16 protein-coding genes are annotated in these 14,358 nt (G+C 66.6%); 15 read left to right on the top strand and 1 reads right to left on the bottom strand.

Annotated features, from left to right (window positions below; translation table 11 throughout):
• The first annotated feature begins 111 nt into the window (after positions 1 to 111).
• The 6 genes from lepA to recO are packed head-to-tail and all read left to right on the top strand — an operon-like array spanning position 112 to position 5,491.
• Entirely contained in the window at positions 112 to 1,905 is a 1,794-nt protein-coding gene (lepA, locus tag AC5P9L_RS17880) for a translation elongation factor 4 (protein WP_005410603.1), read from the top strand.
• Between the two features lie 54 nt (positions 1,906 to 1,959).
• Entirely contained in the window at positions 1,960 to 2,754 is a 795-nt protein-coding gene (lepB, locus tag AC5P9L_RS17875; protein ID WP_005410602.1) for a signal peptidase I, read from the top strand.
• A 52-nt stretch (positions 2,755 to 2,806) separates the two neighbouring features.
• Positions 2,807 to 3,190, top strand: a complete 384-nt coding sequence (locus AC5P9L_RS17870) for a DUF4845 domain-containing protein (RefSeq protein ID WP_005410601.1) — start codon at positions 2,807 to 2,809, stop codon at positions 3,188 to 3,190.
• A complete protein-coding gene (rnc, locus tag AC5P9L_RS17865) occupies positions 3,180 to 3,860 on the top strand; it encodes a ribonuclease III (protein ID WP_005410600.1) in 681 nt (226 codons plus the stop codon). The genes AC5P9L_RS17870 and rnc overlap by 11 nt, the downstream gene beginning before the upstream one ends.
• Complete coding sequence (era, locus tag AC5P9L_RS17860; RefSeq protein ID WP_005410599.1) at positions 3,857 to 4,753, top strand: GTPase Era; 897 nt, start codon at positions 3,857 to 3,859, stop codon at positions 4,751 to 4,753. The genes rnc and era overlap by 4 nt, the downstream gene beginning before the upstream one ends.
• 18 nt (positions 4,754 to 4,771) lie before the next feature.
• Complete coding sequence (recO, locus tag AC5P9L_RS17855; protein WP_005410598.1) at positions 4,772 to 5,491, top strand: DNA repair protein RecO; 720 nt, start codon at positions 4,772 to 4,774, stop codon at positions 5,489 to 5,491.
• Between the two features lie 679 nt (positions 5,492 to 6,170).
• On the opposite strand, the gene AC5P9L_RS17850 is transcribed toward recO, so the two are convergent.
• On the bottom strand, positions 6,171 to 6,899 hold the full coding sequence (locus AC5P9L_RS17850; RefSeq protein WP_005410597.1) for a response regulator: 729 nt from the start codon (positions 6,897 to 6,899) through the stop codon (positions 6,171 to 6,173).
• A 127-nt stretch (positions 6,900 to 7,026) separates the two neighbouring features.
• On the opposite strand from AC5P9L_RS17850, the gene rlmD reads away from it, so the two are divergent.
• From rlmD to AC5P9L_RS17805, 9 genes are all read left to right on the top strand, one after another.
• Positions 7,027 to 8,361, top strand: a complete 1,335-nt coding sequence (rlmD, locus tag AC5P9L_RS17845) for a 23S rRNA (uracil(1939)-C(5))-methyltransferase RlmD (RefSeq protein ID WP_111198234.1) — start codon at positions 7,027 to 7,029, stop codon at positions 8,359 to 8,361.
• Between the two features lie 34 nt (positions 8,362 to 8,395).
• On the top strand, positions 8,396 to 8,881 hold the full coding sequence (locus AC5P9L_RS17840) for a CYTH domain-containing protein (protein ID WP_012480971.1): 486 nt from the start codon (positions 8,396 to 8,398) through the stop codon (positions 8,879 to 8,881).
• 113 nt (positions 8,882 to 8,994) lie between these two features.
• Positions 8,995 to 9,690 carry a DsbA family oxidoreductase gene (locus tag AC5P9L_RS17835; protein ID WP_100438813.1) on the top strand — a complete coding sequence of 232 codons (696 nt, stop codon included), beginning with the start codon at positions 8,995 to 8,997 and terminating at the stop codon, positions 9,688 to 9,690.
• A 160-nt stretch (positions 9,691 to 9,850) separates the two neighbouring features.
• On the top strand, positions 9,851 to 10,858 hold the full coding sequence (nagZ, locus tag AC5P9L_RS17830) for a beta-N-acetylhexosaminidase (RefSeq protein WP_005410593.1): 1,008 nt from the start codon (positions 9,851 to 9,853) through the stop codon (positions 10,856 to 10,858).
• The gene (locus AC5P9L_RS17825; RefSeq protein WP_005410592.1) at positions 10,858 to 11,412 is read left to right on the top strand and encodes a hypoxanthine-guanine phosphoribosyltransferase; all 555 of its coding nucleotides are present in this window, start codon (positions 10,858 to 10,860) and stop codon (positions 11,410 to 11,412) included. Before nagZ ends, AC5P9L_RS17825 begins: the two co-directional genes overlap by 1 nt.
• Positions 11,413 to 11,494: 82 nt before the next feature.
• Positions 11,495 to 12,241 (top strand): S-methyl-5'-thioinosine phosphorylase, encoded by a 747-nt coding sequence (locus AC5P9L_RS17820; RefSeq protein ID WP_005410591.1) that lies wholly within the window; start codon positions 11,495 to 11,497, stop codon positions 12,239 to 12,241.
• Between the two features lie 88 nt (positions 12,242 to 12,329).
• Positions 12,330 to 12,536: a cold-shock protein gene (locus tag AC5P9L_RS17815; protein WP_005410590.1), complete on the top strand. Its 207-nt coding sequence runs from the start codon at positions 12,330 to 12,332 to the stop codon at positions 12,534 to 12,536.
• A gap of 102 nt (positions 12,537 to 12,638) precedes the next feature.
• Positions 12,639 to 13,907, top strand: coding sequence for an FAD-dependent oxidoreductase (locus AC5P9L_RS17810; protein ID WP_099527385.1), 1,269 nt, complete (start codon positions 12,639 to 12,641; stop codon positions 13,905 to 13,907).
• 180 nt (positions 13,908 to 14,087) lie between these two features.
• Positions 14,088 to 14,357, top strand: coding sequence for a hypothetical protein (locus AC5P9L_RS17805; RefSeq protein ID WP_024958257.1), 270 nt, complete (start codon positions 14,088 to 14,090; stop codon positions 14,355 to 14,357).
• Position 14,358: the final 1 nt, after the last annotated feature.

Here is a 14,358-nt window from a genome sequence, read left to right as displayed (position 1 = left end):
TTCCGGGCGGGGCCCGAGCAGTCCGCTTTCGCGGTGGGGCGCCGGGCATGCGATAATCGACCGTTACCCTGACGACGCCGCGCGCCGCCGCCACCTATGTCTTCTGATTCGATGCGGAACATCCGCAACTTCTCCATCATCGCCCATGTCGACCACGGCAAGTCCACGCTGGCCGACCGCATCATCCAGCTCTGTGGTGGCCTGCAGGCCCGCGAGATGGAAGCGCAGGTGCTCGACTCCAACCCGATCGAGCGCGAGCGCGGCATCACGATCAAGGCGCAGTCGGTGTCGTTGCCGTACCTGGCCAAGGACGGGCAGACCTACCATCTGAACTTCATCGACACCCCCGGCCACGTCGACTTCTCCTATGAAGTCAGCCGCTCGCTGGCCGCCTGCGAAGGCGCGCTGCTGGTGGTCGATGCGGCCCAGGGCGTGGAAGCGCAGTCGGTGGCCAACTGCTACACCGCGGTGGAGCAGGGCCTGGAAGTGGTGCCCGTGATCAACAAGATCGACCTGCCGACCGCCGACATCGAGCGCGCCAAGGCCGAGATCGAGGCCGTGATCGGCATCGACGCCTCCGACGCCGTGCCGGTCAGTGCCAAGACCGGCCTGAACGTGCAGGACGTGCTGGAAGCGATCGTGCATCGCATCCCGCCGCCGACACCGCGCGACACCGAGAAGCTGCAGGCGCTGATCATCGACTCCTGGTTCGACAACTACCTGGGCGTGGTCTCGCTGGTACGCGTGATGCAGGGCGAGATCAAGGCCGGTGACAAGCTGCAGGTGATGTCCACCGGCCGCAACCACCAGGTCGACAACGTCGGCGTGTTCACGCCGAAGCGGAAAGTGCTGCCTGCGCTGCGTGCCGGTGAAGTGGGCTGGGTCACCGCCAGCATCAAGGACGTGCACGGTGCGCCGGTCGGCGACACCCTGACCCTGGCTGGCGACCCGGCACCGAAGCCGCTGCCGGGCTTCCAGGAAATGCAGCCGCGCGTGTTCGCCGGTCTGTTCCCGGTCGATGCCGAAGATTACCCGGACCTGCGCGAAGCGCTGGACAAGCTGCGCCTGAACGATGCCGCGCTGCGTTTCGAGCCGGAAAGCTCCGAGGCGATGGGCTTCGGCTTCCGCTGCGGCTTCCTGGGCATGCTGCACATGGAAATCGTGCAGGAACGCCTGGAGCGCGAGTACAACCTGGACCTGATCAGCACCGCGCCGACGGTGGTGTATGAAGTCCTGAAGACCGATGGCTCGATCATCAACATGGACAACCCGGCCAAGCTGCCGCCGGTGAACCAGGTCGAGGAGATCCGCGAGCCGATCATCCGTGCCAACGTGCTCACTCCCGAGGAGTACATCGGCAACATCATCAAGCTGTGCGAAGAAAAGCGGGGCAGCCAGATCGGCATCAACTACCTGGGCAGCCAGGTGCAGATCAGCTATGAGCTGCCGATGGCCGAGGTGGTGCTGGACTTCTTCGACAAGCTGAAGTCGGTCAGCCGTGGCTACGCCTCGCTGGACTATCACTTCGTGCGCTTCGACGCCGGCCCGTTCGTGCGCGTGGACGTGCTGATCAACGGCGACAAGGTCGATGCACTGTCGCTGATCGTGCACCGCAGCCATGCCGACCGTCGTGGCCGCGAGCTGTGCGAGAAGATGAAGGACCTGATTCCGCGCCAGATGTTCGACGTCGCCATCCAGGCTGCGGTCGGCTCGCAGATCATCGCCCGTACCACGGTCAAGGCCATGCGCAAGAACGTGCTGGCCAAGTGCTATGGTGGCGACGTTTCGCGCAAGAAGAAGCTTCTGGAAAAGCAGAAGGAAGGCAAGAAGCGCATGAAGCAGGTCGGCCGCGTGGAGATCCCGCAGGAAGCGTTCCTGGCCGTGCTGCAGATGGACAACAAGTAATCCCGCACCGGCCCTGCGGGGCCGGTCGTCCGGTGACGTTGCAAAGGACCCTGAATGAAACTGTTTGAGATCCTCCTGGTCGTGCTGACCCTGGCCTCGGGCCTGATCCTGCTTGCGGACAAGCTGTACCTCGCCAAGCGTCGCGCCCAGCGCGCCGGCCTGCTCGATTCCGAGCCGGTGCTGGTGGATTACTCGCGTGCGTTCTTCCCGGTGCTGGCGATCGTGCTGATCGTGCGCAGCTTCATTGCCGAACCGTACAAGATCCCGTCCAGCTCGATGATGCCGAACCTGCTGATCGGCGATTTCATCCTGGTCAACAAGTTCTCCTACGGCCTGCGCCTGCCGATCAGCAACACCAGGATCGTGCCGTTCGGCGAGCCCTCGCGTGGCGACGTGGTGGTATTCCACTTCCCCGGCCACAGCGACAACGACCCGGCCAAGGGCGAGAACTTCATCAAGCGCGTGATCGGCGTGCCGGGTGACACCGTGGTCTTCGAAGGCGACGGCGTGATCCTCAATGGCGAGCCGCTGAAGTACGACAACAAGGGCATCTACGCCGGCCACAAGGGCCAGGGCGAAGGCGCCAACCTGCTGGTCGAGCACCTGCCGGGCCGCACCCACACCGTGCTGGAGACCGACTACCCGCGCGGCCAGGGCCAGTGGACGGTGCCGGCCGGCAAGTACCTGGTGATGGGCGACAACCGCGACAACAGCGACGATGGCCGTTTCTGGGGCCTGCTGCCGGAAGAGAACCTGCGCGGCAAGGCCTTCCTGATCTGGCTGAACTGCCAGGGCTGGTTCTGCAAGGATGGCTTCGAGCCGTCGCGGATCGGCTCGAGCATCAACTGATCGGGCATCAACTGAGTACCTTCACATCCAACGCGTATCTGGGGAGAACGCAATGAAGACGATGAACACGCAGCGCGGCATGACCCTGACCTCGTTCCTGACGGTCCTGATCGTGGTCGGTTTCTTCCTCTACATCGGCATGAAGCTGTTCCCGATGTACCAGGAGTACTACGCCGTGCGCTCGGCGATGAAGAGCCTGGCCAACGAGCCGGGCGTGGGCAGCATGGAGCCGTCGCGGATCCAGGACCTGTTCTTCAAGCGCCTGTACATCAACTACTCGGACAATGTGAAGCCGGCCAACGTGAAGTTCGACCGTCGCGACAATGGCTGGACCCTCAAGGTCAACTACGAAGTGCGTCGCCAGCTGATCGGCAACCTCGATGTGGTTGGCAAATTCGATTCTTCCCAGGACCTGACACGAAGCGGTGCCCAGTAAATTCATCCAACGTGGCGACCTGATCGGTCATGCCTTCAGCGACCCGGCCCTGCTCAAGCAGGCGCTGACGCATCGCAGTGCTGGTGCGCCGCACAACGAGCGCCTGGAGTTCCTCGGCGACAGCATCGTCAACATGATGGCGGCCGAGGCGTTGTACCGACGCTGGCCCAAGGCTGACGAAGGGGCGATGACCCGTGCCCGTGCCGAACTGGTGCGCGAAGGCGCGTTGGCGGTGATCGCGCGCACCCTGCAGTTGGGCGAGCGGCTGACCCTGGGCCCGGGCGAAATGAAGTCCGGCGGTCATCGCCGCGACTCGATCCTGGCCGACGCAGTGGAAGCCGTGGTGGCTGCGATCTACCTGGATGCCGGCTTCGAGGCCTGCCGGGCGGTGGTACTGCCCTGGTTCAGCGCTTCGATCGAAGCGCTGCCGGCCTCCGGCCGTCCCGAGAAGGACCCCAAGACCCGCCTGCAGGAATGGCTGCAGGCCCGACAGAAGGCGTTGCCGCAGTATGAACTGGTGTCAGAATCCGGTGACGACCATGCCAAGCACTTCCGGGTACGCTGCAACGTAGCCGACCCGGCCGCCAGCACCGAGGGCGAAGGCGCCTCGCGGCGGCTTGCCGAACAACAGGCGGCTGCGGCCGTCCTAGAACAACTGGATTCCAAGTGAGCGAACAAACTCCTCATCATTGCGGCAGCGTGGCCGTCATCGGCCGCCCGAACGTGGGCAAGTCGACCCTGACCAATGCCCTGGTCGGTGCGAAGGTCAGCATCGTTTCCAACCGTCCGCAGACCACGCGCCATCGCCTGCTGGGCATCGCCACCTACCCGGAAGGCCAGCTGGTGCTGGTTGATACCCCCGGCCTGCACAAGGTGCAGAAGCGGGCGATGAACCGGGTGATGAACCGTGCCGCGCGCGGCTCGCTGGAGGGCGTCGATGCCGGCCTGCTGGTGATCGAGGCCGGTCGCTGGGATGAAGAAGACAGCCTGGCCTTCAATGTGCTGCGCGATGCCGGCATTCCGGTGGTGCTGGTGGTCAACAAGATCGATCGCCTGAAGGAAAAGGGCGCGCTGCTGCCGTTCCTGCAGCAGGTGACCGAAGGCCGTGATTTCGCTGCCGTGCATCCGATCTCGGCGCAGAAGCGCAATGGCCTGGAAGCGTTGGTGCGCGACGTGCTGAAGCTGCTTCCGGAAGCGCCGCCGATGTTCGGCGAGGACGAGATCACCGACCGCAGCCAGCGTTTCCTGGCCGGCGAGCTGGTACGCGAGCAGCTGATGCGCCAGCTCGGCGAAGAGCTGCCGTACGCCACCACCGTTGAGATCGAGCGCTTCACCGAGGACGGCAACCTGCTGCGCATCGGCGCGGTGATCTGGGTCGAGCGCGAAGGCCAGAAGGCCATCGTGATCGGCAAGGGCGGCGCCCGCCTCAAGGAGATCGGCGCCAAGTCCCGCCTGCAGATGGAGCGTCTGTTCGGGGCCAAGGTGTTCCTTGAGACCTGGGTGCGCGTGCGTGAAGGCTGGTCCGATGACGAGGCCGCGCTGAAGGCCTTCGGTTACGAGTAAGCCGTTGCGGTCGCTTCGATGATGATCGAGGACGACACCGGCTTCGTGCTGCATGCGCGGGCCTACCGCGAGACCAGCCTGCTGGTCGAGGTGTTGAGCGCGCAGCATGGCCGCGTTGGCCTGCTCGCGCGTGGTGTGTCAACCGCGAAGGGCCAGGTGCTGCGCGCTGCCCTGCAGCCATTGCAGTGGATCCGCTTCAGCGCCCAGCAGCGCGGTGAACTGGCCCAGTTGCGCGGCGCTGAAGCGCTGGATGCGGCCCCGCGCCTGGTCGGCCAGGCGATGCTGGCCGGCTTCTATCTGAGTGAACTGACCCTGCGCCTGGCACCTCGCCAGGATCCGTTGCCTGAGTTGTATCTGGCCTATGGCGAAGCGCGCGCACGGCTGGCGGTCGGTGCCGGCCTGGCCTGGACGCTGCGTCGTTTCGAGCGCGAGCTGCTGACCGCGCTGGGCCTGGGTTTCGAACTGGACAGTGCCAGCGACGGCCAGCCGATCGACCCGGCCGCGCGCTACGAGCTGGACCCACAGGAAGGCGCGCAGCGCCTGCTCAGTGAGCGCGGTGGGGAACGCCGGGCGGCGGCCACTGGCTCGGCGCTGCTGGCGTTGGCGGCCGACGAAGAGCCCGCTGCCGCCGACCTGGCCAGCCTGCGCCTGCCGATGCGGCGGGTGCTGGCCCATCACCTCGGGCCACGCGGCCTGAAGTCCTGGGAAATGCTCGAGCAGCTCGCGCCCCGCAGGTAGGGGGTGTTCGGCAGGGCTTGCAGCCCTGCACCTGCCGAGGCCAAAGCGACAGCAACAGCAACAGCATGCATTCCGTGGGATGGCGGGGTGGGTCCGGTTGAGGGGGGCGCTGCAAGTCCCCCTCCGGGGTCCGGCCCAGCCGCTGGCGGCTGTGCGTTCGGGCGCTTGCGAAGCAGTGCTTCGCAAGCAAAGCGCCCTCACCCATGTAAGCTCGGTCGCCGCTTGCTCGTGTGCGCTGTCCTGCGCACACGGCAAGACCGGGGTTGGGCGTCCTGCCCAACCCGCCCGAGGCATGCCTCGGGCCCATGCGGCTCACGCCTCCGCAACCGGACTCACCCCGCCTTCGACAGATTCTTGCGAGCTGTCGGAATGGCATGGGGTCGGATCCGTTTTCCACAGGAAAACGGATCCGACCCCAGATTGATTTGGATATCTGACAGAAATTCATCCACGCATGGCGTGGATCTACCCGATCGCGGAAAACTGTCAGAGGTGGGGCGGAGTCGGAGGGCGGGGTGTCAGCCGCATGGATGCGGCTGCCAAGCCCCCATGGACGGGTTTACGGCGTCCCCGCACTCCGATACCGCCCCGCCAACCTACGGAATGCCAGCTTTTGCTTTTGCTGTTGCCTTGGCCTGAAGCCTCTGCGGGTGCAGGGCGCAGCCCTGCCGACCAACCCTCAATGCAGCAGGGCCGCTACCGCGTCGCGGAACCCCGCCTGGGCCTGCCCGGACTCGGGCGCATGATGCAGCTGCCGCACCGCCCGTCCCAGCCGTGCCGCGCCGACAAACCCACAGCTCGCCTGCAACCGGTGCAGCTGGCTGCGCAGCTGGCGCTCGTCGTGCTGGTCCACCGCCTGCTCGACCGCGTCGCGTACGCCCGGCAACTCGGCCAGGAACAGCTCGCGCAGCGCGATCAAGTGGTTGCGCTGGCCATTGAGCGCGGCCAGTGCCGCGGTCTCGTCCCAGTCCTGCACCTGCAGCTCGACCGCTGCCGGAGCCGGGGCAACGGAGATCCCCGCCGGGCTGTTCACCAGTGCCCGGCGCACGGCCTTCAGCAACTGGTCGCGGCCCAGCGGCTTGACCAGCGTGTCGCTGAAGCCAGCTTCGCGCAGGCGGGCATGGATGGAGGTGTCGCCATCGGCGGTATGCGCCAACGCCGGGGTATCGGGGTGCGAACGGCGCAGTTCACGCAGCAGCTGCGCGCCGTTGCCGTCCGGCAGGTTGACGTCGATCAGCCACAGGTCATGCGCGCCGGGCTCGGCGCTGGCCAGCGCACTGGCCAATGAATCTGCGGTGTCCACGTCCGCCGGTAACGTTTCCAACGCCGCTTTGAAAAAACCGCGGCTGATGATGTCGTCCTCGACAAGCAGGAAGCGGGGCCGGCTGGCCCGCGGGGTCATCTGCATCAGGGCTGCCTCCATGTCAGCTGCTGCAATCATCAAGCACGGCGGCGGCGGGCGCAAGCGGGTCCGGACCCTGCCAGTCAGGATCTGCGACAATGTGCCCCCATTTTTGCCCGCAGCCTGTTGCCACGTGGCCCGATCCCGCTCCCGCATCGACCGTACCCCGTTCCAGACCGAGATCCTCGACCTCAGCCATGATGGTCGCGGCGTCGCCCGCCGTGAAGGCGAGGGCGGCAAGGTCACCTTCGTCAGCGGCGCCCTGCCGGGCGAGGTGGTCATGGCCGAACAGACCGCCCGCAGCCGCCATTTCGACGAGGCACGCACGGTGGAAGTGCTGCAGGCCTCGCCCCAGCGCGTGACCCCGAAGTGCCCGCATTTCGGTACCTGCGCCGGATGCGTGCTGCAGCACCTGGGCGAAGACCAGCAGATCGTCGCCAAGCAGCGCGTGCTGATGGACAACCTGGAGCGGATCGGCCATGTGAAGCCGGGCAAGGTGCTGGCGCCGCTGGTCGGCGAGAGCTGGGGTTATCGCCGCAAGGGCCGCTTCTCGGTGCGCCGGGTCGAGAAGAAGGACAAGACCCTGGTCGGTTTCCGTGAACAGGACCCGCGTTTCGTCGCCGACCTCAGCCAGTGCCTGACCGTGATCCCCGAGATCGGTACCAAGGTCGAGGCGCTGTCGACCTTCATCGAATCGCTCGATGGCAAGCGCGACATCCCGCAGATCGAGTTCATCGCCGGCGATCAGGCGGTGGTGCTGACCGTACGTCACCTGCAGCCGCTCAGCGATGCCGACCGCGCCGCCTGGGCCGCCTTTGGCCAGCAGCATGGTTTCGTGATCTACCTGCAATCCGGCGGCGTGGACACCGTGCAGCCGCTGGACGGGCAGGGCGTGCCGCTGTCGTTCCGGTTGGCGCCTTGGGACGTGGAACTGGCGTTCCGCCCGCTGGACTTCATCCAGGTCAACGCCAAGCTCAACGAAAAGATGATCGCCCACGCCCTGGACCTGCTTGAGCCGGGCGAGGACGAACGCGTGCTTGACCTGTTCTGCGGCCTGGGCAACTTCACCCTGCCGCTGGCCCGCCGAGTGCGCGAAGTGGTGGGTGTGGAAGGCGATGCCGGCCTGGTCGCGCGTGCCCGTGAGAATGCCGTGCGCAACGGGCTGGCCAACGCCCAGTTCTTCAGCGCCGACCTGACCCAGGACCAGCGCAGCACGCCGTGGATGCGCCAGGGCTTCGACAAGCTGCTGCTGGACCCGCCGCGCTCGGGCGCCATCGAAGTGCTGCAGCAGCTGCCGCTGAAGCAGTTCAAGCGCATCGTCTACGTCAGCTGCCACCCGGGTTCGCTGGCGCGCGATGCCGGCTATCTGGTCAACGAACAGGGCTTCACCCTGGTCAGTGCCGGTGCGATGGACATGTTCCCGCACACCGCGCACGTGGAAAGCATCGCGGTGTTCGAGAAGCGCTGAGCGGCTGTCATCACCCATGGCGCATAATCGCGCCATGGGCATTGAAATCGAACGCAAATTCCTGGTCATCAACGATGGCTGGCGATCCGCTGCGCACCGGGTGATCCCGATGGCGCAGGGCTACATCAACGACATGGGCGCGCTGGATCGCGGTACCCAGAACGCCTCGGTGCGCGTGCGTATCGAGGGCGACCATGCTGCGCTGAACCTGAAGTCGCGCACCATCGGCCACACCCGGCAGGAATTCGATTACCCGATTCCGGTGGAGGACGCGCGCGCGCTGCTGGCGCTGTGCGTGGGTGGCCTGATCGACAAGCGCCGCCATCTGGTCGAGCACGCCGGCCTGACCTGGGAAGTGGACGAGTTCCTCGGCGACAACGCCGGCCTGGTCGTGGCTGAGGTGGAACTGGACAGCGCCGACCAGGCCATCGAGCTGCCGGACTGGGCCGGCGCGGAAGTCACCGACGACGCCCGCTACTACAACGTCGCGCTCGCCAGTCATCCCTATTCACAGTGGTGAAACCCTGAAAAGGGGACGGAGGGGATTAAGTCGTCTTTACCCCACCTGTGCGGAAAGCGACTTAATCCCCTCCGTCCCCTTTTTTCGGCGGGGGCGGGCCCCATGTCGGTGGGATGAGAATCGACATCTACTCCGACGTGGTCTGTCCCTGGTGCTGGATCGGCAAGCATCGTTTCCAGCAGGGCGTGCAGTTGCTGGGCGCCGATGCGCCTGAACTCGATATCCACTGGCAGCCGTTCCAGCTGGACCCGGACGCGGACGACACCCCGGTGCCGCTGCGCGAGGCCTATGTGCGCAAGTTCGGTGGCGTCGAGCGCACCGAGCAGATCCTCGGCCAGACCCAGACCACGGCGCGTGCGGAAGGCCTGCCGATGGACTTCAGCCGGGGCCAGGTGCGGGTGACCACGCTGCCGGCACATCGGGTGCTGTGGCTGGCCGGCCAGCACGGCGTGCAGGACGCGGTCGGGGAGGCGCTGTTCCGCGCCCACTTCGAGCTTGGCCAGAACCTGGCGGACAGCGCGGTGCTGATCAAGGCCGGTGTGGCGGGCGGCCTGGACGGCGGCGAAATCGCGCAGATGCTGGCCTCCGACCGCGGCCTGGCCGAGGTCAAAGCCAAGCTGGCGGAGGCGCATGCGCTGGGCATCTCCTCGGTGCCGACCTTCGTCATCGATGGAAAGTGGGCCATTTCCGGGGCGCAGCCCCCCGAGGCCTTCGCCAACGCCCTGCGCCAGATTGCCGCCGAACAGGGCGCCCCGGCCACCCCGGCTGGCGACGACGAGGCCTGCGGCCCGGACGGCTGCAAGGTCTGAGCAGATCGGGGTCAGAGCCCCTGCGGGGATCCGGCCCCGGGGTCAGATCCCCGCAGGGGCTCTGACCGCACACTCCCCTTTTTCTGACCACTGCGCCTGTCGGCCGGTTCTGCGACAATGCGGCACTGCGCCATGCGGGCGCGCGTTGTGGAGATCGACCATGCTGCTGATCGGCGTTGCCGGCACCGAACTGACCGCCCAGGAACGTGACTGGCTGCAGCACGATGCCGTGGCCGGGGTGGTGCTGTTCAAGCGCAACTTCGCCTCCCGCCAGCAGGTGACCGATCTGAGCGCGGCGATCCGCGCCGCCGCGCCGCGCCCGCAGCTGATCTGCGTTGACCAGGAAGGTGGCCGCGTGCAGCGTTTCCGCGAGGGTTACAGCGATCTGCCGCCACTGCAGGACATTGGTGCCCTGTATGCCACCGACCCGCAGCAGGCCTTGGCATTGGCCGAACGGCACGCCTGGCTGATGGCCAGCGAAGTACGCGCCAGCGGCCTGGACCTGAGCTTCGCGCCGGTGGTCGACCTTGGCCGTGGCAACCGTGCCATCGGCAACCGCGCCTTCAGTGAAGACCCGCAGGTGGTGGCCGCGTTCACCGCCGCCTACGTGCGTGGCATGCACTCGGTCGGCATGGCCGCCACGCTCAAGCATTTCCCCGGCCACGGCACCGTGCTGGAAGACACCCACGTCGATACTGCGATCGATCCGCGCGCGCTGGACGAGCTGCGTGCGCAGGACCTGGTGCCGTTCCAGGCCGGCATCGCCGCCGGTGCCGATGCGGTGATGATGGCGCACGTGATCTACCCGCAGATTGCGCCTGAACCGGCAGGTTACTCGCCGCGCTGGATCCAGGACATCCTGCGCGGCGAGCTCGGCTTCCGTGGCGTGGTGTTCTCCGACGACATCGGCATGGCCGCCTCGCACAGCGCCGGCGGCGTGCCGGCGCGCGTGCACGCCCATCTGGACGCCGGCTGCGACGTGGTGCTGGTCTGCCACCCGGAGCTGGTCGATGAAGCCCTGCACGCGGTGCAGGGGCGCTCCCTCAATACCGCTGCGCTGCTGGGCCTGATCGGCCGCGGCGCGCTTGGCTGGGATGGCCTGCTGGCCGATGCCCGCCATGGCGACACCCAATCCCGTCTGCTTGAAACCCTTGGAAGAACCGTCTGATGCCCAACCTCACCATTTCCCAGGCCCTGGCCCAGGCTGACCTGCTGGTCGACCGCCCCACCATCGACAAGGCCATCGCTGGTATCGCCGACGCCATCGCGCGCGATTACAAGGGCGAGGTGCCGCTGTTCCTGTCCATCATGCACGGTGCGCTGCCGTTCGCCGGCCAGCTGGCGCTGGAACTGGGCGCGCGCGGCCAGGACGTGCAGTTTGATTACCTGCACGCCACCCGTTACCGCGGTGAAACCACCGGCGGCGACCTGGTCTGGAAGCACAAGCCGGCCACCTCGCTGTTCGGCCGCCGCGTGCTGCTGGTCGACGACATCCTTGACGAGGGCTACACCCTGCAGGGCGTGCGCACCTGGTGCCTGGAACAGGGCGCAACCGACGTGCGCATCGCCGCGATGACGGTGAAGAAGCACGACCGCGCGCTGCCGGACGTGACCGCCGACTACGCCGGCATCGAACTGCCGGACCGCTACGTGTTCGGCTTCGGCATGGACGTCAACGAAACCCTGCGCTGCGTGCCGGCCATCTACGCGATGAAGGAATAACGGCGCAGCCGCCCGCGGCGCGTCTTCTTCTGCCGCCGGCATCCTCGGGTGCCGGCGTTCGTCTTTTCATGGAGTGCTTCGAATGCAACAGATCGCCCTGGCCGTGATCGGCGGTACCGGTGTCTACAACCTGGCCAAGCTTGACGACGTGCAGACCCACGAGGTCGACACCCGCTTCGGCCGTCCGTCGGGCCCGGTGCGCGTCGGTACGCTGCTTGGCCATCGCGTGGCGTTCCTGGCGCGCCATGGTGAAGGCCACTCGCTGCCGCCGCACAAGATCAACTACCGCGCCAACCTGGCCGCGCTGCAGCAGCTGGGCGCGCAGCGCGTGTTGGCGTTGAACACGGTCGGTGGCATCACCGAGAACTTCGGCCCGCGCGTGCTGGCCTGCCCGGACCAGATCATCGACTACACCTGGGGCCGCATCAGCACCATCTGTGAAGAAGAGGGCACCGATGTGGTCCACGTCGATTTCGGCCACCCGTACACGCCGATGCTGCGCAGCAAGATCCTGGCGGCGGCCAAAGTGACCGGCGTCACGGTCCATGACGGTGGCTGCTACGGCGCAACGCAGGGCCCGCGCCTGGAGACCATCGCTGAAATCGCCCGCATGCGCCGCGACGGCTGCGACCTGGTGGGCATGACCGGCATGCCGGAAGCCGCGCTGGCACGCGAACTGGGGCTGGATTACGCCTGCCTGGCGATCATCGCCAACTGGGCTGCCGGCTGTGGTGATGGCGAGGAGATTACGATGGCCGAAGTGCTGGCCAATGTACAGGCGGCCAGCAACGGACTTCCGGAATTGGTGGGCGAATTGGCGCGGGGGTGATTGTCTTCCCCGAGCAAGCTTTGCATACTCAGCTTGTGCGCGGGTTCAGCGTACACCACCCATTCATTGCATAAGGTCTCGCATCACCATGCCGAACGGTACCGTCAAGTGGTTCAACGACGCCAAGGGATTTGGCTTCATCTCGCCGGAGGATGGCAGCGCCGACGTGTTCGCGCACTTCTCCGCCATCAACTCCAAGGGCTTCCGCAGCCTGCAGGAAGGCCAGCGTGTCACCTATGACGTGACCCAGGGCCCGAAGGGTGCCCAGGCTTCGAACATCACGCCGGCCGAGTGATCCACTCGACAGTGCGTTGAAAACCCCGCTTCGGCGGGGTTTTTTTTGCGTGGCGTGCCCGCGGCCGGTTCGCGATCCACCCGCCTCGGGCACAATGTGGCCATGACGGAACGACTGCGTATCGCCGTGATCGGCTACGGCACCGCTGGACAGGCGGTGTCCATCCTCCTCACCCGTGACGGCCACGAAGTGGAGATATTCGAACGCGTGCCGACGCCGGGACCGGTGGGTGCCGGTTTCCTGCTGCAGCCCAGCGGCCTGCAGGTGCTGTGGCAGATGGGCCTGCTGGATGCGGTGCGCGCGCATGCCGCGCCGGTGCACCGCCTGTATGGCGACACGCCATGCGAGCGCGCGGTGATGGACATGCGCTACGACGGTCTGGATGCGCGCCTGCATGGCCTGGGCATGCAGCGTGGGGCGTTGTTCTCGCTGTTGGACCTGGCGCGCGCGGGGGCAGGCAATCTGCATGCGGGCGTCACCATCGCCGCCGTGGATGCCGAGCAGGGCCGCCTGCGCGACAGCGAAGGGCGCCTGCATGGCCCGTTCGACCTGGTGGTGGCCGCCGATGGCGCGGCCTCTACGCTGCGCAGCACCATTGCCGGCGGTGCCGGGCTGGACCGCGTGTATCCGTGGGGAGCGCTGTGGTGCCTGTTGCCGGCCGAAGACTGGCCGCATGTGCAGGAGCTGCGGCAGCGCTACGTGGCCGCGCGCAAGATGATCGGCCTGTTGCCGGTCGGCACGCGCCCCGGCGATGACACGCCGCGCCTGAGTTTCTTCTGGAGCCTGCCACGCACCGACTTCGAGCGCTGGCAGGCCGATGGCATGACGCCCTGGCTGGACGAGCTGCATGCGCTGTGGCCGCAGGCCAGTGCGCGCTTCGCCCACCTGCGCGATGCCGGCCAGCTGGCGCGCGCGGTCTATCGCGATGCAGTGATGACGCGCTGGCACCAGGGCCGCATGGTGCTGGCAGGTGATGCGGCGCACGCGATGAGCCCGCAGCTGGGACAGGGGGTGAACATGGCGCTGCTCGATGCGCTGGCGCTGCGCGATGCGGTGCGCACGCATGGCGGTGGTGCCGCTGCATTGCAGGCCTACCAGGCGCAACGCAGGGCCCACGTGGCGGTCTACCAGCGCTGGAGTCGCTGGCTGACGCCGCTGTTCCAGTCCGATCGCGATGCCTGGGCGAAGACGCGCGACGTGCTGCTGGGCCCGATGGGGCGCCTGCCGGGAGGCCGTGGCCACATGCTGCGCGTGCTCAGCGGCACGCAGCAGGGGTGGTTCGGTTCGCTTACGCTGGATCCGGCCTTCATCGACGCATTGGCGACGACGATGGAAATACCTCGCAGCAACGCGATCACGGCCAGCGCGTGAAGCGTGCCGTCACGTGAATTAACGGTTGCCTCACCGCGGATGTGCGAGAAGTAGGTTGCACGCGACTGCGCGTCGCCCGTTTTCCTTTCCGTGATCAACATCGCGCGTGGCCCGGGCAGCGCTGCTGTTGCGGCCTGTTGCGGCCCGGACGTGCCGCTTGATGTTGAAGAGGAGGACGCCATGTTGTTCGCGGTCGAAGAGCTGGAATCGGAAATCTGCAAGCTGCGTGGACTGCTGCAGATGCTGCACGAGGACCAGCCCGACGTACTGGAGGATGTATTCGAGTTCCATGTTGGCAGCCTGGTCAGCCATGCGTCGCCGGAACACCACGCACGCATCCGGACCTGCGCGCAGGAGATGCTGGCGGCAATCCAGGCCTTGCCGCGGCGGCGTGAGAATGACACCCCTGATTTCCAGTTGATGCCGCAGCTGGGCATTGGCCCGGCCTGAG

This window comes from Stenotrophomonas sp. YJH_SMC_64, from assembly GCF_059371375.1.
The sequence above is the reverse complement of the archived record's forward strand: the minus strand, read 5'-3'. Positions and strand labels throughout refer to the sequence as shown.